At 73.7% G+C, this 19,648-nt stretch carries 19 protein-coding genes; 12 read left to right on the forward strand and 7 right to left on the reverse strand.

The features are described 5' to 3' along the window. Positions 1-56 precede the first annotated feature (56 nt). Both BM064_RS20680 and BM064_RS28450 read left to right on the forward strand, forming a co-directional pair. The gene (locus tag BM064_RS20680) at positions 57-1,712 is read left to right on the forward strand and encodes a nitrite/sulfite reductase (protein ID WP_092863263.1); all 1,656 of its coding nucleotides are present in this window, start codon (positions 57-59) and stop codon (positions 1,710-1,712) included. Next, positions 1,699-2,952: a phosphoadenylyl-sulfate reductase gene (locus BM064_RS28450; RefSeq protein WP_092863266.1), complete on the forward strand. Its 1,254-nt coding sequence runs from the start codon at positions 1,699-1,701 to the stop codon at positions 2,950-2,952. The genes BM064_RS20680 and BM064_RS28450 overlap by 14 nt, the downstream gene beginning before the upstream one ends. Positions 2,953-3,296: 344 nt before the next feature. Here BM064_RS28450 and BM064_RS20690 read toward each other — a convergent pair whose 3' ends face one another. Continuing rightward, positions 3,297-3,707, reverse strand: a complete 411-nt coding sequence (locus BM064_RS20690) for a rhodanese-like domain-containing protein (RefSeq protein ID WP_092863269.1) — start codon at positions 3,705-3,707, stop codon at positions 3,297-3,299. Between the two features lie 114 nt (positions 3,708-3,821). Between BM064_RS20690 and ftrA the strand changes: the two genes are divergently transcribed. The 10 genes from ftrA (at position 3,822) to BM064_RS20740 (ending at position 15,135) form a co-directional block, all read left to right on the forward strand. Beyond that, entirely contained in the window at positions 3,822-4,790 is a 969-nt protein-coding gene (ftrA, locus tag BM064_RS20695; RefSeq protein WP_092863272.1) for a transcriptional regulator FtrA, read from the forward strand. Positions 4,791-4,996: 206 nt separating this feature from the next. After that, positions 4,997-5,500 carry a type III secretion system chaperone family protein gene (locus tag BM064_RS20700; RefSeq protein ID WP_092863275.1) on the forward strand — a complete coding sequence of 168 codons (504 nt, stop codon included), beginning with the start codon at positions 4,997-4,999 and terminating at the stop codon, positions 5,498-5,500. Between the two features lie 62 nt (positions 5,501-5,562). After that, positions 5,563-6,396, forward strand: coding sequence for a pyrroline-5-carboxylate reductase (gene proC, locus BM064_RS20705; protein WP_092863277.1), 834 nt, complete (start codon positions 5,563-5,565; stop codon positions 6,394-6,396). Positions 6,397-6,808: 412 nt separating this feature from the next. After that, entirely contained in the window at positions 6,809-7,264 is a 456-nt protein-coding gene (phaP, locus tag BM064_RS20710; RefSeq protein ID WP_092863280.1) for a TIGR01841 family phasin, read from the forward strand. A gap of 170 nt (positions 7,265-7,434) precedes the next feature. After that, positions 7,435-7,794: a tRNA-binding protein gene (locus BM064_RS20715; protein WP_092863283.1), complete on the forward strand. Its 360-nt coding sequence runs from the start codon at positions 7,435-7,437 to the stop codon at positions 7,792-7,794. A gap of 366 nt (positions 7,795-8,160) precedes the next feature. Next, complete coding sequence (gene acnA / locus BM064_RS20720) at positions 8,161-10,908, forward strand: aconitate hydratase AcnA (RefSeq protein WP_092863286.1); 2,748 nt, start codon at positions 8,161-8,163, stop codon at positions 10,906-10,908. 224 nt (positions 10,909-11,132) lie between these two features. Continuing rightward, entirely contained in the window at positions 11,133-11,582 is a 450-nt protein-coding gene (locus BM064_RS20725; RefSeq protein ID WP_092863289.1) for a hypothetical protein, read from the forward strand. Continuing rightward, complete coding sequence (locus BM064_RS27620; protein WP_092863292.1) at positions 11,579-13,327, forward strand: methyl-accepting chemotaxis protein; 1,749 nt, start codon at positions 11,579-11,581, stop codon at positions 13,325-13,327. Before BM064_RS20725 ends, BM064_RS27620 begins: the two co-directional genes overlap by 4 nt. Positions 13,328-13,874: 547 nt before the next feature. Continuing rightward, the gene (locus tag BM064_RS20735; RefSeq protein ID WP_092863295.1) at positions 13,875-14,153 is read left to right on the forward strand and encodes an usg protein; all 279 of its coding nucleotides are present in this window, start codon (positions 13,875-13,877) and stop codon (positions 14,151-14,153) included. 160 nt (positions 14,154-14,313) lie between these two features. Further along, positions 14,314-15,135: a DUF1223 domain-containing protein gene (locus tag BM064_RS20740; protein ID WP_092863298.1), complete on the forward strand. Its 822-nt coding sequence runs from the start codon at positions 14,314-14,316 to the stop codon at positions 15,133-15,135. 194 nt (positions 15,136-15,329) lie between these two features. On the opposite strand, the gene BM064_RS20745 is transcribed toward BM064_RS20740, so the two are convergent. The 6 genes from BM064_RS20745 to BM064_RS20770 form a co-directional block, all read right to left on the reverse strand. Next, a complete protein-coding gene (locus tag BM064_RS20745; protein ID WP_092863300.1) occupies positions 15,330-16,265 on the reverse strand; it encodes a lysophospholipid acyltransferase family protein in 936 nt (311 codons plus the stop codon). Beyond that, the gene (locus tag BM064_RS20750; RefSeq protein ID WP_092863303.1) at positions 16,262-17,158 is read right to left on the reverse strand and encodes a DMT family transporter; all 897 of its coding nucleotides are present in this window, start codon (positions 17,156-17,158) and stop codon (positions 16,262-16,264) included. The genes BM064_RS20745 and BM064_RS20750 overlap by 4 nt, the downstream gene beginning before the upstream one ends. A gap of 76 nt (positions 17,159-17,234) precedes the next feature. Continuing rightward, positions 17,235-17,942 (reverse strand): nitrile hydratase subunit alpha, encoded by a 708-nt coding sequence (gene nthA, locus BM064_RS20755; protein WP_092863306.1) that lies wholly within the window; start codon positions 17,940-17,942, stop codon positions 17,235-17,237. After that, positions 17,932-18,225 (reverse strand): SH3-like domain-containing protein, encoded by a 294-nt coding sequence (locus tag BM064_RS28385; RefSeq protein WP_092863309.1) that lies wholly within the window; start codon positions 18,223-18,225, stop codon positions 17,932-17,934. The genes nthA and BM064_RS28385 overlap by 11 nt, the downstream gene beginning before the upstream one ends. Next, a complete protein-coding gene (locus BM064_RS28390; RefSeq protein ID WP_281244894.1) occupies positions 18,218-18,559 on the reverse strand; it encodes an SH3-like domain-containing protein in 342 nt (113 codons plus the stop codon). Before BM064_RS28390 ends, BM064_RS28385 begins: the two co-directional genes overlap by 8 nt. 322 nt (positions 18,560-18,881) lie before the next feature. Further along, positions 18,882-19,550, reverse strand: coding sequence for a DUF938 domain-containing protein (locus BM064_RS20770; RefSeq protein ID WP_092863315.1), 669 nt, complete (start codon positions 19,548-19,550; stop codon positions 18,882-18,884). Between the last annotated feature and the right edge of the window lie 98 nt (positions 19,551-19,648).

Genomic DNA, 19,648 nt, shown 5'->3' on the forward strand with positions numbered 1-19,648 from the left:
CGGCCCCCCTCACCCGGGGGCGCCGCGCGGCCCGCGACGTCCAGCGGAGACGCGGAATGTACCGTTACGACGAATTCGACGCGCAGATCGTGAACGAGCGCGTGGCCCAGTTCCGGGGTCAGGTGGCGCGCCGGCTGTCCGGCGCCCTGAAGGAGGACGAGTTCCGTCCCCTGCGCCTGATGAACGGTCTCTACCTGCAGCTCCACGCCTACATGCTGCGGGTCGCGATCCCCTATGGCACCCTGTCGGCGGACCAGATGCGCCAGCTCGCGATGATCGCCGAGCGCTACGACCGCGGCTACGGGCATTTCACCACCCGCCAGAACATCCAGTACAACTGGCCGAAGCTGGCCGACGTGCCCGACATCCTCCAGCACCTGGCGGACGTCGAGATGCACGCTATCCAGACGTCCGGCAACTGCATCCGCAACACCACCTCCGACCCGTTCGCGGGCGCGGCGGCCGATGAGATCGAGGATCCGCGTCCGACCTGCGAGCTGATCCGCCAGTGGTCGACGCTGCACCCGGAATTCACCTTCCTGGGCCGCAAGTTCAAGATCGCCGTGACGGGGGCCGAGACCGACCGCGCCGCGATCCGCGTGCACGACATCGGCATCCAGATCGTGCGCAACGCGGACGGCGAGGTCGGCTACCGCATGTTCGTCGGCGGCGGCCAGGGCCGCACGCCGATGATCGCGCCGGTGATCCGCGACTTCCTCCCCCGCCGGGACCTGCTGCCCTGGCTGGAGGCGGCGCTGCGCGTCTACAACCTGCACGGCCGTCGCGACAACAAGTACAAGGCCCGCATCAAGATCCTCGTCCACGAGATGGGCGCCGAGGCCTACGCGAAAGAGGTCGAGGAAGAGTTCGCCCGCATGGACCGCGAGGTGATCGCCCCCGACCAGGAGGAGATCGACCGCATCGCCGCCTACTTCGCGGCCCCCGCGTGGGAGGCGCTGCCCGAGGAGTCCAAGCGGCTCGAGGCCGGCAAGAAGGCCGACCCCGCCTTCGCCCGCTGGGCCGAGACCAACACCCACGCCCACAAGGCGCCGGGCTACGTCTCGGTGGTGATCTCGCTCAAGCCGATCGGCGGCGCCCCCGGCGACGCCACGGCCGAGCAGATGCGCCTGATGGCCTCGGCCGCCGACACGTTCTCGCAGGGCGAGCTGCGCATCACCCATGAGCAGAACGTGGTGCTCGCGCATGTGAAGAAGGACGACCTTCCGTCCCTCTACAACATGCTCAAGACCCAGGGGCTGCACGCGGCCAACCTCGGGCTGGTGACCGACATCATCGCCTGCCCGGGGCTGGATTACTGCGCGCTGGCCACCGCCCGCTCGATCCCCGTCGCGCAGGCCATCGCCCAGCGCTTCGCGGACGAGGACCGCCAGCGCGAGATCGGGCCGCTGGCCATCAAGATCTCGGGCTGCATCAACGCCTGCGGCCACCACCACGTGGGCCATATCGGGATCCTGGGTCTCGATAAGGCGGGGGTGGAATCCTACCAGATCACGCTGGGCGGCGCGCCGGGCGAGGACGCGGCCATCGGCACGCGCACCGGCCCCGGCTTCGCCTTCGAGGAAGTGCCGGACGTGATCGAGAAGCTCGTGGACCGCTACCTCGCGATCCGCGAGCCGGGGGAGACGTTCCTCCAGACGTACCGCCGCGCCGGGATGCCGGCTTTCAAGGAGGCGATCTATGCCCCTGCGTGATGCGAACGGCCTGACGCCGGACCTGTGGGTTCGCCTGTCCGAAGGCCAGGTGGCGCCGAAAGGCGCGAAGGTCATCCTCCCCCTGGCGCGCCTGCGCGAGGAGGGCTTCCCCGAGGGCGCGGGCGCCGTGGGCGTCCACGTGCCCAACGACGCCGACGCCCGGACCCTGCAGGAGTTCCTGCCGCGGCTGAGCCTGGTCTCGGTCGCCTTCCCGTCCTTCGCGGACGGGCGGGGCTTCTCGATCGCCCGCCGCCTGCGCGGCTTCGGCTTCCGGGGCGAGCTGCGGGCCGCCGGCCCGGTGATCGCCGACCAGTACCCGATGCTGCTGGCCGTGGGCTTCGACACGATCGAGATCCCCGAGGCGATGGCCGAGCGCCAGAAGGAAGAGGACTGGCAGGAGGCGCGGGACAGCGTCTCGCTGACCTACCAGTCCGGCCTGCGCCGGGGCGCGGTCTCGATCTTCGAGGCCCGCCGCGCGGTGCGGGGCGAGAGCCGCCGCCGCGACGGCGCCGCCGAGACGCCCGAGCAGATGGCCGCCCGCCTCAACGCCAAGTACCGGGGCGCCGAGCCGCAGGACGTGCTCTGGGCCGCCGCCCACAAGGAGTTCCCGGGCGGGCTCGCCCTGGTCTCCTCCTTCGGGGCGGAGTCCGCGGCGCTGCTGCACATGGTCAGCCAGGTCGACAAGTCGCTGCCGGTGCTGTTCCTCGAGACGGGGATGCTGTTCCCGGCGACGCTGGCCTACCAGCAGAGCCTGTCCGAGCAGCTCGGCCTGACCGGCGTGCGCCTGGTGCGCCCCGACGCCGCCGAGGTGAAGGCCGAGGACCCCGAGGGCTCGCTGCACGGCCCCGACGCCGACGCCTGCTGCGACCTGCGCAAGACCCGGCCGCTGGAGCGGGCTCTGGCCCCGTTCCAGGCCTGGGTCACCGGCCGCAAGCGGTTCCAGACCGCCGACCGCGCCAACCTCGAGCTGTTCGAGGTGGACCCCGCCGGCCGGATCAAGCTGAACCCGCTGGCCGACTGGGACGCCAGGCGCATCTCGGAGTACATGGACGCCCACGACCTGCCGCGTCACCCGATGGTGGCCGAGGGCTTCCCCTCGCTGGGCTGCGCGCCCTGCACCACCAAGGTGCGCCCGGGCGAGGACCCGCGGGCGGGCCGCTGGCGCGGGTCGGACAAGACCGAGTGCGGGATCCACATCGTCGACGGCAAGATCGTCCGCGGGAACCCGCAGGCGGCCTGAGCCGGGCGCGATCGATCATCGAAAGCCACGAGGGGGCGGCGGCGCGGAAGGCCCGCCGCCCCTTCGGACTCCCCAGCCGTCGAAGGGGGGCGGGCCCGCGATCCGTCCCGGAGCGCTCACCCCATGGAGCCGCTTCGGAGATCGCTTCGCAGCGGGCGGCGCGGAACACGCGGCCGGCCCGCCACGACGGGACGAGGCTCCCCACGAGCGCCCGTCCACGAGGTTTCCCATCCGGTCCAACTATGGCGAGAATGGGGCGGGATTCGCCAATTCACGCTCACGTCAGGCGCCTGCGACGACATTTCCACATACAATATTCGTATTTGTATTTATATGGATAATAATCAACCTCCGGATGCGAGGGCGAAACCCTCGTCCCGCCACCCCGCGACCCCGCCGATCATCCGCTTCACCGGTCGACCGAGGCGCGCCAGGCGCACCGCCGCCTTGTCGGCCCCGTTGCAGTGCGGCCCGGCGCAGTAGACGACGAAGAGCGTCTCCTGCGGCCATTCGGCCATCCGCCGCGCGGTGATCTTGCCATGGGGCAGGGTCAGCGCTCCGGGCACGTGGCCGGCGGCGAAGAGCTCCGGCCCCCGCACGTCCAGCAGCACGAAATCCGCCGCCCCCGCGGCCATCGCGGCATGGACGTCCCAGCAATCCGTCTCGAAGGCCAGCAGCGCCTCGAAATGCGCCAGCGCCCGGTCGGAGGGGGCCGCGGGCACGGCCGCGACGGCGGAAGGGGACGGCTGGCTCATGATCGGCTCCGGGGTCCTGGGCCGCCGCGGGGCGCGGCGGGTCGGGCGGATATGAGCGGAGGCCGGGGCGCAAGGGAACTGGCGGACCCGCCAGGGTCCGGGCATTATCCGCCAATGCCGCTCGATCCCGCCGACCTCGTCGCCGTCCTCGTCTACGACGGCCTGTGCACCTTCGAATTCGGTCTCGCGGTCGAGGTCTTCGCCCTCGACCGGCCGGAGTTCGAGTTCCCGTGGTATTCCTTCGCCGTCGCCTCCTGCGACGGTCCGCGGGTGCGCGCGCTGGGCGGGATCACGGTCGAGGCGGACGGCGACCTCTCCGTCCTCTCCCGCGCCCGCACCATCGTCCTGCCCGGCTGGCGCGACCGCGAGGAACGCCCGCCCGAGGCGCTGCTGGACGCGATCCGCGAGGCTCACGCCCGGGGCGCCCGCCTGGTCTCGATCTGCTCCGGCGTCTTCATCCTCGCCGCCGCCGGCCTGCTCGACGGCCGCCGCGCCACCACCCACTGGCGCCACCTGCCGGTCCTGCGCCGCCTGCACCCGCAGGTGATCGCGGAGGAAGACGTCCTCTATGTCGACGAGGGCGAGATCATCTCCTCGGCCGGCTCCTCGGCCGGGATCGACGCCTGCCTGCATCTCGTGCGCCGCGACCACGGCGGCGCGGTCGCCAACGCCGTCGCCCGCCGCCTGGTGGCCCCGCCCCACCGCCAGGGCGGCCAGGCGCAATACGTCCCCGCCCCGATCCCCGTCCGCCCCGGCCGCGGCGTCGCGCGCGCCATGGACTGGGCACGCGCCAACCTCGCCCGTCCCCTCGCGGTCGCCGACCTCGCCCGCGAGGCGGCGATGTCCGAGCGCACCTTCCTGCGCCGCTTCCGCGACGGCGCGGGCCTGAGCCCCCGCGACTGGCTCGCCGCCGAGCGCGTCGCCCGCGCCCGCGACCTGCTGGAGGCGACCGACCTCCCCCTCGACGCCATCGCCGGGCAATGCGGCTACGCCTCGCCCGAGACCTTCCGCGCCGCCTTCCGCCGCGCCGTGGGCGCCCCGCCGGCCGCCTGGCGGGCGCGGTTCAGCCGCCGGGCCGGGTGACGCGAGCGTCCCCGCGGCGGCGAGACCGCCCTGCGGGCCTGCGGCGGAATTGACGAGCCTTTTGCAAAAAACATGTGGCGCCGCGGAATCGATTGCTCCACCATATCTCGTAGGGACGCCGCACAGGTTCCCAACAACGACGCATCCTCTCAGCCCCTAGCGGGGGCCACCTCGCAGGGGCTCTAACGAACGGAGGGGCCAGAGGCATGGACGCGCTCGAGCACGATCTATCCACCGAAGACCTGCACCCGATCGACCTGGTCGAGACGCTCGCCGAGCGCCGCGAGTGGGAATTCGACCGCGTGGGGCATGACCAGATCGCCATGGCCGTCGAGGGCGCCTGGCGCACCTACTCGGTGAGCCTCGCCTGGTCGGGCTACGACGACATGCTGCGGCTGGTGTCGACCTTCGACATGGACCCGCCGAAGGACCGCCTGCCCGAGCTCTACAGGGCGCTCGACAAGGCCAACGACCAGATGTGGGGCGGGGCCTTCAGCCTGTGGCCCGAGCACAAGCTGATGGTCTACCGCTACGGCCTGGTGATGGCCGGCGGCGGCTGCGCCACGGGCGGGCAGGTCGACGCGATGATGCGGGCGGCGATCGAGAACTCCGAACGCTTCTACCCCGCCTTCCAGCTGGTGTGCTGGGGCGGCGCGGGGGCGGACGAGGCTCTGGAAATCGCCATCTCCGGAAACTACGGTCGCGCCTGATCCCGCGCGCCGCGCCCTTCCGGCCGGCGCCCCGCGGGGCCCGGCCGGAGAGGGAGAGACCAATGACCGAAGCCGCCGACCTGACCGCGCTGGCGCCCCGGGGCGTGACCCTGCTGGGCTGCGGCAAGATGGGGGGCGCGATGCTCGAGGGCTGGCTCGCCTCCGGCCTGCCGCCCGCTTCGGTCACCGTGCTGGATCCCAATCCCTCCGACCGGCTGAAGGCGCTGGCGGGCGAGGGGCTGAAGCTGAACCCGGAGCGCCTGGGCGAGGCCGACGTCTGCATCCTGGCGGTGAAGCCGCAGATGATGGGCGAGGCCGCGCCGAAGGTCGCGGGCCTCGCCGCGGGCGGGACGCTTTATGTCTCCATCGCCGCCGGCACCCCGATCTCCGCTTTCGAGAGGCTGTTCGGCGAGGGCGCGGCCATCGTGCGCGCCATGCCCAACACCCCTGCCGCCGTGGGCCGCGGGATCACCGCGCTGATCGGCAACGCCAGGGTCTCCGAGGCGCAGATGGAAGCGGCCGAGACGCTGCTCGCCGCGGTCGGCGAGACGGTGCGCCTCGAGGACGAATCGCAGATGGACGCGGTGACGGCGCTCTCGGGCTCGGGCCCCGCCTACGTCTTCCACCTGATCGAGGCGATGGAGGCCGCGGGCGTCGCCGCCGGCCTGCCGCAGGATCTCGCCGCGCGGCTGGCCCGCGTCACCGTGCAGGGCGCCGGCGAGCTGGCGCGGCTGTCGCCCGAGGATCCCGCACAGCTTCGCGTCAACGTCACCTCGCCCGGCGGCACCACCGCCGCGGCGCTCTCGGTGCTGATGGCCGAGGGCGAGGGGCTGACCGAGCTCGCCACCCGCGCCGTCGCCGCCGCCGCCGCCCGCTCGCGCGAGCTGGCGGGCTGATCGGGCGGGCCGCGCGGGCCGCGCGGCCCTGCGGGATGACGGGAGAGCCTGATTCCATCCCCCGCGCGCCGCATCGCGAAGGCTGACCCTGCGGCGCCGGCGCGCAGCCCCTCGCGCCCGAGGGCAGGGTCGCGCCGCCGCGCGCGGACGCACCCGCCCCCGCCCCCGCGTCGCCGCCTGATCCGCGCCAAGGGTTTGTAAACCTTGACCTTCGCGGCTGCGGGAGCGGCGCGCGTCGGGTCCCGCGCCGCCGCGCGGCGGGGCCTGCCCGGGCGGAACGCATGCCTGCGGGATCGAATGGTGCACTGCACAACAACCTTGACTTGTTTTGTGCGTTGCACCATATGGGGGTCATGCAAGGGGCGCGAGCACAGCGCCCAGACGCGCAGGAAACCGCGAAGGAGCGACCCCGATGTTCGACAAGTTCTATGGCTTCGACGCCGAGAAGATGTCCGAGATGTTCAAGACCCAGGACTTCACCAAGTTCTTCGAGACGGCCCGGATGCCGATGTTCGACCTGCAGGCCCTGTCGGCCGTCCAGCAGAAGAACATGGAAGCCCTGGTCGAGGCCAACAAGGCCGCCGCCGCCGGCTACCAGGAGATCTTCAAGCGCCAGGTCGCGCTGTTCGAGGAGACCATGGGCTCGCTGCAGCTCCAGGCCTCCGAGATGAAGATGGACCAGCTCTCGGCCGAGGGCGCCCAGCGCCAGGTCGAGCTGATGAAGGCCGGCTACGAGAAGGCGCTCGCCTCGCTCAACGAGCTGGCCGAGACCGCCCAGAAGGCCAACACCGAGGCTTTCGAGATCCTCCGCGCCCGCATCGAGGCGTCGATCGAGGAGCTGAAGGCGATGTCGGCCACCAAGGCCTGAGCCTCGGATCGGAATTCGACGGGCGGCGACCGTCCCTCCCTGAGCCGCCGCCCGCGCACTGGCCGCCCGCAGAACTCTGCGGGCGGCTTTTTCATGCGCCCGGACCCCGCCCGGCCGCTTGAGCCCTGCGGGCGCGCCTGCGACAACGGCCCTCCAGACCCGGAGGCCCCATGTCGACCCAGCCCGACCCCCTCTCCCCCGAAATCGGCTTCGACGACTTCCTGAAAGTCGACATCCGCGCCGGGCGCATCGTGCGCGCCGAGCCGTTCCCCGAGGCGCGCAAGCCCGCCATCAAGCTCTGGGTGGACTTCGGCCCCGAGATCGGGGAGCGGAAGAGCTCCGCCCAGCTCACCGCGCATTACACGCCGGAAAGCCTGGTCGGACGGATGGTGATGGGGGTGGTGAACTTCCCCCCGCGCCAGATCGGGCCGGTGCGCTCCGAGGTGCTGGTGCTGGGCGCCTACGACGACCGCGGCGTGGTGCTGATCGCGCCGGACAAGGACGTGCCGCCGGGCGCGCGGATGTGCTGAGCCTGACCGCCTGAGCCCGGGCGCGGGCGCCCCAGCGCGTCCGCTGCGCGGCCGCGGCTGGCCCGCCCTGCGCCCCCATCGCGGCCCCGTGCGGATCCCGCCCGCCTCGACGGGGACGGAGGGCGGGGCGGATGCGTCCGCGCAGCGGGCGCGACGGGCCGCCCCCGTCCCGGGCGCCGCGCCGGCCGGTCCGCGCAAACCGCATACAATTGCATACAGACGTTGCAATGCGGGGCGAATGCGCGTATGGCTTCCCCTACCAAGCCGGATTGCCAGGCCCCGGCTGCGCGCGACCGAGTCCCCGACGGGCCAGCCGCCCGCCAGGGGAGACGTCTCTGCGCGCAGCCCGCGTCAAAGGAGACGAACGTGCCGATCATCGTCGGACAGGACACCGCGGGCGCCCGCCGCGAACTCGAGGTCGACGGCCAGACCATCGCCTACTACTCGATTCCCGCCGCCACCGAGGCGGGCCTCGGCGACTTCTCGAAGCTCCCCGCCGCGCTGAAGGTGGTGCTCGAGAACATGCTGCGGTTCGAGGACGGCAAGACGGTCTCGGTCGACGACATCAAGGCCTTCGCCGAGTGGGCCGCGAACGGCGGCAAGAACCCGCGCGAGATCGCCTACCGTCCCGCCCGCGTGCTGATGCAGGACTTCACCGGCGTTCCCGCCGTGGTCGACCTCGCCGCCATGCGCGACGCCGTCGTGGCGCTGGGCGGCAAGGCCGAGGCGATCAACCCGCTGAACCCCGTCGACCTGGTCATCGACCACTCGGTGATGGTCGACGAGTTCGGCAACCCCCGCGCCTTCCAGATGAACGTCGACCGCGAGTACGAGCGCAACGGCGAGCGTTACGAGTTCCTGAAGTGGGGCCAGGGCGCGTTCGACAACTTCCGCGTCGTGCCGCCGGGCACCGGCATCTGCCATCAGGTGAACCTGGAGTATCTCGCCCAGACCGTCTGGACGGATAAAGACCAGGCCGGCAAGGACGTCGCCTACCCCGACACGCTGGTCGGCACCGACAGCCACACCACCATGGTCAACGGCCTCGCCGTGCTCGGCTGGGGCGTGGGCGGCATCGAGGCCGAGGCGGCGATGCTGGGCCAGCCGATCTCGATGCTGATCCCCGAGGTCGTGGGCTTCAAGCTGACCGGCAAGCTCAAGGAAGGCGTCACCGCGACCGACCTGGTGCTGACCGTCACCCAGATGCTGCGCAAGCACGGCGTGGTGAACAAGTTCGTCGAATTCTACGGCTCGGGCCTCGCCGAGCTGCCGCTCGCCGACCGCGCCACCATCGCCAACATGGCGCCCGAGTACGGCGCCACCTGCGGCTTCTTCCCGATCGACGACGAGACCCTGCGCTACCTGCAGGTCTCCGGCCGCGACGAGACCCGCATCAAGCTGGTCGAGGCCTACGCCAAGGCCAACGGCTTCTGGCGCGACGAGAGCTACGACCCGGTCTACACCTCGACCCTCGCGCTGGACCTCTCCACCGTCGAGCCCTCGCTCGCCGGCCCCAAGCGTCCCCAGGACCGCGTGCCGCTGTCGCTGGCCGCGCCCGAGTTCTACAAGGTCGTCGCCGACTACCGCGGCCTGGACGCCTCGTCCGAGGCGTCGAAGATGGCCGCCGAGGGTCCCGCGACCGACGGCTCGACCGACCCGCGCAAGACCACCAAGGTCGAGGGCGAGGACTACGAGATCCACGACGGCTCGGTGGTGATCGCGGCGATCACCTCGTGCACCAACACCTCGAACCCCTACGTGATGATCGGGGCCGGGCTGGTGGCGCAGAAGGCCAACGCGCTGGGCCTGACCCGCAAGCCGTGGGTGAAGACCTCGCTGGCGCCGGGCTCCCAGGTGGTGACCGAGTATCTCGAGGCCGCGGGCGTGCAGGACGACCTGGACGCGCTGGGCTTCAACCTGGTCGGCTATGGCTGCACCACCTGCATCGGCAACTCGGGCCCGCTGCCGGAGAAGATCTCCAAGGCGGTGAACGACGCCGACCTGGTGGTCGCCTCGGTGCTGTCGGGCAACCGCAACTTCGAGGGCCGCGTGAACCCCGACGTGCGGGCCAACTACCTGGCCTCGCCGCCGCTGGTCGTGGCCTACGCGATCGCCGGCGACATGAACATCGACATCACCACCGACCCGATCGGGGTGTCGAAGGACGGCAAGGAGGTGTTCCTCAAGGACATCTGGCCGACCGCCAAGGAGATCGCCGACCTGGTGGAGAAGACCGTCACCCGCTCGGCCTTCCAGTCCAAGTACGCCGACGTCTTCAAGGGCGACGACAAGTGGCAGGAGATCGAGACCGCGGAGGGCGAGACCTACACCTGGCCGGCCGCCTCGACCTACGTGCAGAACCCGCCCTACTTCAAGGGCATGGGGATGGAGCCCGGCAAGATCGAGGACATCGAGGGCGCGAAGATCCTCGCGGTGCTCGGCGACTCGGTGACCACCGACCACATCTCGCCGGCGGGCTCGTTCAAGTCGGACCATCCGGCGGGCAAGTACCTGCTGGACCACCAGGTTCCGGTGCGTGACTTCAACTCCTACGGCTCGCGCCGCGGGAACCACGAAGTGATGATGCGCGGCACCTTCGCCAACATCCGCATCCGCAACCAGATGGTTCCGGGCGTCGAGGGCGGCTACACCAAGGGTCCCGACGGCGAGACGACCTCGATCTACGACGCCGCCATGGCGTGGGAGGAGAAGGGCGTGCCGCTCGTGGTCATCGCGGGCAAGGAGTACGGCACCGGCTCGTCGCGCGACTGGGCGGCGAAGGGCACGGCCCTGCTGGGCGTGAAGGCGGTCATCGCCGAGAGCTTCGAGCGCATCCACCGCTCGAACCTGGTCGGCATGGGCGTGATCCCGTTCGAGTTCACCGGCGGCCAGACCCGCGACAGCCTGGGCCTGACCGGCGAGGAGACGGTGTCGATCCCCGGCCTGACCGCGGTGAAGCCGCGCCAGACGGTGACGGCGAAGATCACCAGGGCGGACGGCTCGACCGTGGACGTCGACCTGCTGTGCCGGATCGATACCGAGGTCGAGATCGAATACGTCGAGAACGGCGGCGTGCTGCACTACGTGCTGCGCAACCTGGCCCGCGCGGCCTGATCGATCGGCCTTCGGGTCTGGAAGGGGCCGCCTCCGCACGGGGGCGGCCCTTTTCGCATGCCGGCGGGCGCGGGGACGCGGGCGCCCCGGCGCGTCCGCTGCGCGGCCGCGACCGCCCCGCCCTGCGTCCCCGTCGACGGCGACGGGCGCGCCCGGGGGGGCCGCGTTAGCAGGTTCTTCACCCCGGCCGGCGATGACGGGCGCGAACTGCGCCGGATATGCCGATGCCCCGAGTCGTCCCTGTCCCCCTCCCCGATCCCGCCGCGCGGGCCGCCCCGGCCAGCGCCGCCCCGCACGCCATGGCGCCCGCCCCGGCGCCGGCCGTCGGCGGGACGCCCGCCGGCGCCCCGCCCGCGCGCGCCGCGGCCTGGCTGGGGCTGGCGGCGCTGGGGCTGGCCGCGGGCCTGGGCGGGCCGGCCGCGGCGCTGATCGCCGCCCGCGCCGGGGCCGAGGCGCCCGCCGGCGCCCCCCTGCTCGCGGTCGCCCCGCCCTGGGTCGACCTCGACGCCCTCCTCGCGCGCGCCGGGGGGCGGGCGATCGCGCCCTTCCCCGCCCCGATGGCGGCCCTCGCCGCAGGACCCGGCCCCGACTTCGCCCATCGGCTGAGGGCGGCGGGCGCCTGGCTCGTCCTCGACGGCCGACGGCTGGCCGAAATCTGCGGAGCTTCCGGATGACCCGACCCCCCGCCCCGACCGCCGCGCAGGCGGCCGCCTTCGCGATCCCCTTCCTCGCCGGCGAGGGAGGGCTTGCCGAAAGCCGCCGCCGCATGGCGCGCGCGCTCGGCTGGTTCAACTGGATGCACCTGCCGGTGCTCTCGGCGATCATGCTCGCGACCGGCGGGCCGGCGCTGTGGATCGCGGGCCTGTCGCTGGCGCTGTGCCTGCTGGCCGAGGGCGTGGCCCGCGCCGACGCGCGCCTCGGCCGCATCGCCCTGGCGACGGCGCTGATCGGCCAGTCCGCGCTGTTCGTCGGCGGTCTCGCCGGACACCCCTGGCAGGTCGACGCCCACCTGTATTTCTTCGCCGTGCTCGCCTTCGTCGGCGCGATGACCGACCTGACCGCGCTGCTGGCCGCGGCCGGGGCCATCGCGCTCCACCACCTGTCGCTGAGCGTCGCCGTGCCCGCGCTGCTGTTCCCCGGCGGCGGCGACCTCTCCCGCACCCTGTTCCACGCCTGGGTCGTGGCGCTGGAGACGGCGCTGCTCTCTGTGATGGCGCAGGAGCAGGTGCGCCTCGACCGGGCCTCCGCCGCCGCGCAGGAGCACGCCCGCGCCGAGGCCGAGGCCGCCCGCGACGCCCAGGCCGAGCGGCTGCAGGCCGAGCGCGACGACCAGGCGCGCCGCGAGCGCACCGCCGCGATGATGGACCGCCTGTTCCGCGAGCTGGTGGACCAGGGCGTGGCCGGCGACTTCTCCGGCCGCATCGCCGAGCGGATCGAGGAGCCCGTCCTGCAGCGCCTCGCCGACGGTCTGAACCGGCTCTATGGCGAGCTCGACCAGGTCTTCGACGAGCTGGAGACGCGCCTGGGCGCGCTGGCCGACGGCGACCTGACCGCGAAGCGCGGCGCGGCCCGCGTCGGCCGCTTCGGCGTGATCCAGTCCCGTCTGGGCCGCACCGCGGAGCAGCTCGCGGAACTGGCGGGGGGCATCGCCTCGGCGGTGGATCGGGCGCGCGCGGCCTCCGACGACATCGAGCGCAGCGCCGACGCGGTGGCCGGCCGGGCCGAGAGCCAGGCCGCCTCGCTGGAGGAGACCGCCGCGACGATGGAGGAGATCTCCTCGACCGTCGCCTCCTCCGCCGAGCGCCTGGGCGAGGCGGAGGCGCTCGCCGCCGAGATCACCCGGCGCACCGCCACCGGCGAGGGCGCGGCGCGCGAGGCGGTCTCGGCCGTGGGCCGGATCGAGGAGAGCGCCTCGAAGATCTCCGACATCATCTCGGTGATCGATTCGATCGCCTTCCAGACCAACCTCCTGGCCCTGAACGCGGCGGTCGAGGCCGCCCGCGCGGGCGAGGCCGGCAAGGGCTTCGCCGTCGTCGCCGCCGAGGTGCGCACGCTCGCGCAGCGCAGCTCGGACGCCGCCAAGGACATCGCCGGCCTGATCCAGGAGAGCGCGGGCCACGTCGGCGAGGGCGTGCGCCTGGTGCAGCGGACCGGCGAATCGCTGGGCCAGATCACCGGCGGGATCGACGACCTGGCCCGGGTGATCGGCGCCATCGCCACCGCCGGGCGCGAGCAGTCGCAGGGCGTCTCCGAGGTCAACGTGGCGGTCAGCCAGCTCGACGGCGCCACGCAGGAGAACGCCGCCGCCGCCGAGCGCGCCGCCTCCGCCGTGCGCGAGCTGCGCGCCGAGATCGCCGAGCTTTCCGACCTGGTCGGCCGCTTCGTCTTCGAGGCCGACCGCGGCCGCCGCGCCGCCTGACCCCATCGCCGCCGCCCCCCCGCCGGGGCGGCCGCCGCCTTCCGAGCTGCGCAAGATCTGGCGGAGCGGGTCGCTTGCGACGGCCCTCGCGCCAGGCCCTCTCTCGAGGCGGCGGCGACGGAGCGGTCCAAGGCGCCCGCTGCGCCTCCACGGCCCAAGGCGCGCGCTGCGCCTGCGCGGCCCGAGGCGCGCGCTGCGTCTCAGCGGTCCCGGGCGGCCGCCGGCGTCGGCCGCCGGGGCAGGCCGCCGGCACGGCCGCCCGAGGGGCCTCGGGCCCCGCCATTGCGCGCCGGTCCTCGGGGACCGGCGGCGCCCGAGATCATCCGTCGCCCTTGCGGGCGGCCCCTGCCGGGACGCGCCCGGCGCGCCGTTCGCGCGGCCGCCGCCGCCCGGCGCGCGCCGGGCGCGCCTTGCGCCGCAGAATTCGCTGGATCGCGCGCCGGGGTCGATGACAGGATGACGACACCGCCCCCTCCGGGCCCGTGCCGCGACGCACGCCGGAGCCCCGGCGCAAGTCGATGAAGGAGACGCCGACGCAGGAGCCCAGATGACGCCAAAGGTCGATCCCGACTTCCGCCGCCAGCTCGAAGGCTGGTCGCTCGCCACCGCCGAGATCTACTACCGCATGCCCGACGCGCGGTCCCTGATCCAGACCTACCTCTGGCAGGACTACGATCTCGCCCCCGACTTCCCGCGCCTGAGGGAGTTCCTCGACTTCTGGACGCGGGAGCTGGACGGCCCCCTCCACTCCGTCCGCCTGTCTCACGCCCGCCTCCTCGGCCCGCGCGAGGTCCGTTACCGAAACCACGAGATCGTGCTGCACTGACGCCCCGCCGGCGCGCCGCCGGGCCCGGGGCGCAGGGCCCCGGACCGCCCTGCTGCGCGCCGGCGCCCCGATCCGCGCTCGCACGCCCTCTCGCAGGGTTGACTCGCCGCCCTCCGCCGGCAGGTCTACGGTCACGCCCGTGTCCCACCGGAGGTTCCGAATGCGCGCCCGATCCCGCCGTCCCGACCGTCCCGACGCCGCCACCCGCGCGGCGCCCGGCCGGGTCCTGCGGTCGATCCGCCGCGCCGTCGCCGCGGCCCTGCCCCTCGCGCCGGCGCTGCTCGCGCTCCCGGCCCTGCTCGCCCCCGCCCCGGCCCCGGCCGAGGAGCCCCCGGCCCCGCTGACGGTGGTCGAGCTGTTCACCTCGCAGGGCTGCTCCTCCTGCCCGCCGGCGGACGAGCTGCTGGCCGAGCTCGCCGCCCGCCCCGACGTGCTCGCCCTGTCGCTGCATGTCGACTACTGGGACTACCTCGGCTGGAAGGACGCCTTCGCGATGCCCGCCTTCACCAAGCGCCAGGTGGCCTATGGCGAGGCGGCGGGCGCGCGCTCGGTCTACACGCCGCAGATCATCGTGCAGGGGGACGCGCGCATGGTCGGTTCGCACCGCGACAAGGTGCTGGCCGCCGTCGCGGACGCCGCCGAGGCGCCGCGCGTGGCCGCGATCTCGATCCGGGAGGCGGGCGAGGGGCTCGAGGTGCGCGTGCGCCCGCTGGTCGCCGGCGCCCCGGGCGGGGTGTTGTGGTTCGTGACCTTCCACACCCCGGCGCCGATCCTGATCCCCAAGGGCGAGAACGCCGGCCGGGAGGTGCAGTACCGCAACGTCGCCCGCTCCTGGATGAAGCTCGGCCGCTGGGACGGGACGCAGGAGGCGGTCTACGCCGCCCCCGCCCCCTCGGGCGAGGCGCCCGAAGCCGGCGTCGCGGTGATCCTCCAGCAGGGCTACGTCGGCCCGGTGCTGGCCGCCGCCCGCCTCGGACGCTGAGCGCCGGCGCCGCGACGCCCTCCCCCCGCGCGCGACGGACAAGCCCGCCCGCAGGGCGCCTCCGGGCCCGGAGGCACCCTGCGGGCGGGCCTGGCGGGGCCGCGCCTGACCCTGATCCTGGCCGGGGCGCGGTCCGGGGCAGGAGCCGGCGGCCCCTCCGCCGCGGCGCGCTTGGCGCGCCCGGGAAGCGGCGGTCAGCCGGTCTCGCCGCGGGCGGCGCGGATCCGCTCGCCCCGCGGGCGGGTCTTCCAGCGGCGGTGCAGCCAGAACCACTGCTCGGGCCAGGCCTCGATCCAGGCGCCGATGCGGGCGTTGACCTCGGCCATCATCGTCGGCGCGTCCGAGCGCGCGATCTCCGGCTCGAAGCGCACCGAGAAGCGGCCGTCCGGCAGCCGCAGCCCCCGCGCCGGGATCAGCGCCGCGTCGAAGCGCAGCGCCAGCTCGGCGGCGGCGAGCGCCGTCTCCGCCTCGCGCCCCAGGAAGGGGAGCAGCGGCGAGCCGGTCTGCCGCTGGTCCACCAGGATCAGCGCCACCCCCTTGCGCGCCACGTGGCGCAGCAGCGCGCGGGTGCCCTCGCGCCCCTTGTGCAGCACCGGCGTGCCGGCGTGGGCGATCACCGTCTGCGACCAGGCGTCGAACAGCGGGTTGTTGAAGGCCCGGTAGATCAGCGCGCAGTCGCGCGCCCCCCCGGCCTGCGGCCCCGCCTCGGCCGAGGCGCGGCGCACCGCCAGGCGCACCGCCTCCCAGCAGCCGAAATGGCCGGTGACCAGCACCACCCCGCGTCCCGCCTCCAGCGCCGCCAGCAGGGAGCCCGCGTCCTCGATCTCCAGCCGCCCGCGGTCGGCGGCGATGCGGTGCAGGTCGAGGTATTCCACCGCCAGGCGGGCGAACTGGCCGCAGACCCCTGCGGTCAGGGCGCGCGCCTCGGCGCGGCTCGCGTCCGGGCGCACCAGGGCCAGGTTGTCGGCCACCCGCTTCACCACCCCGGGCCACAGCGGCCCGATCGCCCGTCCCGCCGCCTCGGCCCAGGCCTCGCCCGGCAGGGCCAGCGCGATCGCCTGCAGCAGCCGCGCCGCCCCCATCTCGATCCGGTCCAGGATCCGCCGATGCAGGGGACGCGCGCGGCTCATGAGCCTTGCTCCGCGCGCACCCGCTCGCGCCACCACACGTAGAGGCCGGCGCCGACCACCACCACCGCCCCGACCACCGTCCAGCCGTCGGGGAACTCGGAGAAGATCAGCAGGCCCCAGATCGCCGAGAACACCAGGCCGAGGTAGCTGATCGGCGCCACCGTCGAGGCGGAGGCGCTGCGCAGCGCCAGGATCATCAGCATCTGCCCCGCCCCTCCGATCACCCCGAACACGGCCATCACCAGCCCGTCCTGCCACGACGGCGTGGACCAGTGGAAGGGCACGACCAGCGAGGCGCAGACCGCGCCGCCCACGGCCGTGTAGAAGAACGGGGTCCAGGGGCTTTCCTCGTCGCTCAGCCAGCGGGTGGCGATGGCGTAGGAGGCGTAGAAGAACGCCGCCGCCATCGGCAGCGCCATGGCGGGGGTGAAGACCTCGGTCCCGGGGCGGATGATGATCATCGCGCCGACGAAGCCGATGGCGACCCCGGTCCAGCGGCGGGGGCCGACCTTCTCCTTCAGGAGGAAGAAGGCGAGGATGGTGATGAACAGCGGCGCGACCTCGAAGATCGCCACCGCCTCGGCGATCTGCATGGTCTGCAGGGCCGAGAAGAAGCACATGGTGGCCCCGAAGGGCAGCAGGGCGCGGATCGCGTGCAGGCCGGGGCGCGAAGTCCGCGCGATCCGGCCCAGCCGCGGGGCCAGCAGCACGAAGGCCCAGAACGCCTGGCTGGCGTAGCGGGCCCAGACGACCATCACCGGATCGTGACGCTCGACCAGCCACTTGGCCACCACGTCCATGGTGGTGAAGAACACCAGCGCGCCGATGTAGAGGAGGATCCCGCGCAGCTCCGAGGCCCGCGCGTCGGCCCCCGGAGCGGCTGGCGTGGTCATCTTCGGGCGGCGTCCCGGCGCAGGGGACGGCCGTGCGGCCGGCGGCGGGCCGCGGGCGGAAGCCGGGTCGGGCGGGTCATCCGGCGGCGGCCGCCTCGTCCCCGGCGGGCAGGCGGGGGACCGCCACGCCGATCATCGAATCGCGGTCGACGAGGGCGGCGAGCCGCTCCTCCGACCAGCCCTCGGTCCCCTGGGGCCGCGCGGGCAGCACCAGGTAGCGCATGTCGGCGGTCGAATCGTGGACCCGCACCGCCACCTCGTCCGGCAGGTCGAGGCCGAATTCCGAGAGCACCCGCCGCGGCTCGATCACCACGCGGGAGCGGTAGGCGCGCTGCTTGTACCAGTCCGGCGGCAGGCCCAGCAGGGTGCGCGGGTAGCACGAGCACAGCGTGCAGACGATGACGTTGTGGGTGGCGGCGTCGTTCTCGACCACCACCAGCTTCAGCGCGTCGATGTCGGCCCCGAGCTCGCGCGCCGCGGCCGAGCCGTCGGCGAGCAGGCGGGCCTTGTAGGCGGGGTCCGTCCAGGCGCGGGCCACCACCTTCGCGCCCATGGCCGGCGAGCGGGCGTCCATCCGCGCGATCGCCTCGGCGATCTGGGCCTCGGTGACGATTCCCTTCTCGACCAGCAGCTCGCGCACCGCGATCTCCAGCGCCTGGGCGTCGGTCAGCGGCGCGTCCTGGTCGGCGCGGTAGGGGTGGCCCGAGGGGCTCATCCCCTCGTGGGAATGATGCGCATGCCCGTGCCCGTGCCCGTGGTCATGGTCGTGATGGTCATGGGGCATCGGTCGTCTCCGCGTCCGCGACCGGCTCGAGCCAGTGGGCGTAGATCTCGGCGTCGAGCGTGTCGTCGGGGCGCTCGGCGGCGTCGCCCCAGATCTCGCGCATGGTGAAGCGGACCCGCAGCAGGGGCTTCTTCTCGGCGGGCAGGCCGTAGGCGAGCTGCTCGGGGTTGCCGAACTCGCCCAGCCGCCGCTCGATCACGCCGGTCTTGCCGCGCAGATACCACGGCGTGCGCAGGTGGAACCCCCTGGGCCGCCAGTCCTTGACCCGGACCCGCTCAGCCATCGGAGGCCCCCAGCGAGGCCTCGCCGTAGGTCGCGCCCCGGGCCTTCACCTGGGCGAGCTTCTCGGCGAGCTCGGCGGGGGTGAAGGCGCCGGCCTCGACCAGGTTGCGGGTCACCGATTCGATCCAGCGCTCGTAGTAGGTCAGGGTCTCGAAGGCCTCGGGGCCCATGTCCTCGAGCACCCGGCGCAGGCCGTCGACGGTGAACATGCCCCGGGAGGTGGCGAGCGTCATCAGCGCGTCGACGCGCTTCTCCCACAGGGCGAAGTCGTGCTGGGAGAAGTCCATCTCCCCGGCGGGCAGGCCGCCCATGTCGTGCCAGGATCGTTCGGTCATGGGGCCGAGGCTACGCCCGCCCGGCCGCGGCGCCAAGCCCGCGCGTGGCGATCGCGGGACGGGACGGGCGACCGGGCCCGGAGGCGCCCTGCGGGCGGGCCTGGGCCCGTGGCCTGAGGAGCGCCGGGAGGACGACGGCGCGCGCGCGGGGCGCGCCGTCGCGCCGCCCCCGGCCCGCCTCCCGCCCGCCCACCCCGGCGGACCGGGGGCGGCGCGCCGGCGGGCGGGTGCGGGGCTGCGGGCGGCGGCGTGGCCCCGGGTCGAGCCCGGGGCGCGCTTCACGCCAGGCGTCGCGCCTCGCGGGATCGGCCGGCGGCGGGCGTCAGCGCCGGAACACCAGCGCCAGGTTGTTGGCCGGCATCTCGATCCGCCGCTCCAGCGCCAGTTGGTGGAGCGCCGCGAGCGCCACCACGTCGGCCAGCGGGCGCACGCCCCACTCCGGGTCCCGCTCCTGCAGGGAGCGGTGGAAGGCGAGGTTGGAGGGGGCGGCGCCCTCGGTCTCCAGGAACGGGCCGTAGAGGATCAGCCGGCCGCCCCCGCCCAGCGCCCGCGCGGCGCCGGCGACCAGGCCCTCGGCCACCCGCCAGGGGGCGATGTGGATCACGTTGGCGCAGAACACGGCGCGCAGCGGGCCGTGGCTCAGCGCCGTCGCCGCCGCCCAGTCGTCGGTGGCGTCGAGGCGCATCGGCTCGGCGAGGTTCGCCAGCCCCGCATGCGCCCGCCAGGCGCGGATGGACTTGAGGTGCAGCGGATCGGGGTCCGACGGGATCCAGGTGATCCGGGGCAGGGCCTCGGCCCCCGCCACGGCGTGCTGGCCGGGGCCGGCGCCGATCTCGAGCAGGGGGCCGGCCTCGTCGGCCAGGACCTGCGTCAGCATCTCCGCGATCGGGCCGGCGTTGCGCAGGGCGGCGGGGGCGACCAGGCGCTCGGCCGTCTCGTCCTCGTAGCCGGGGCGGGATCTCGCGGGGTCCTGGGGGGCGGGTTCGGTCATGGGCGGCCTCCGTTCGCGGGTCGAGGGAACGCCGCGCGGCGGCCGGGGTCAAGGGGGGCGACGGCGCTTCCCTTGCCACGCCGGCGGGGGCGCCTATG

The organism is Albimonas pacifica (assembly GCF_900113695.1).
GTDB classification, from domain to species: domain Bacteria; phylum Pseudomonadota; class Alphaproteobacteria; order Rhodobacterales; family Rhodobacteraceae; genus Albimonas; species Albimonas pacifica.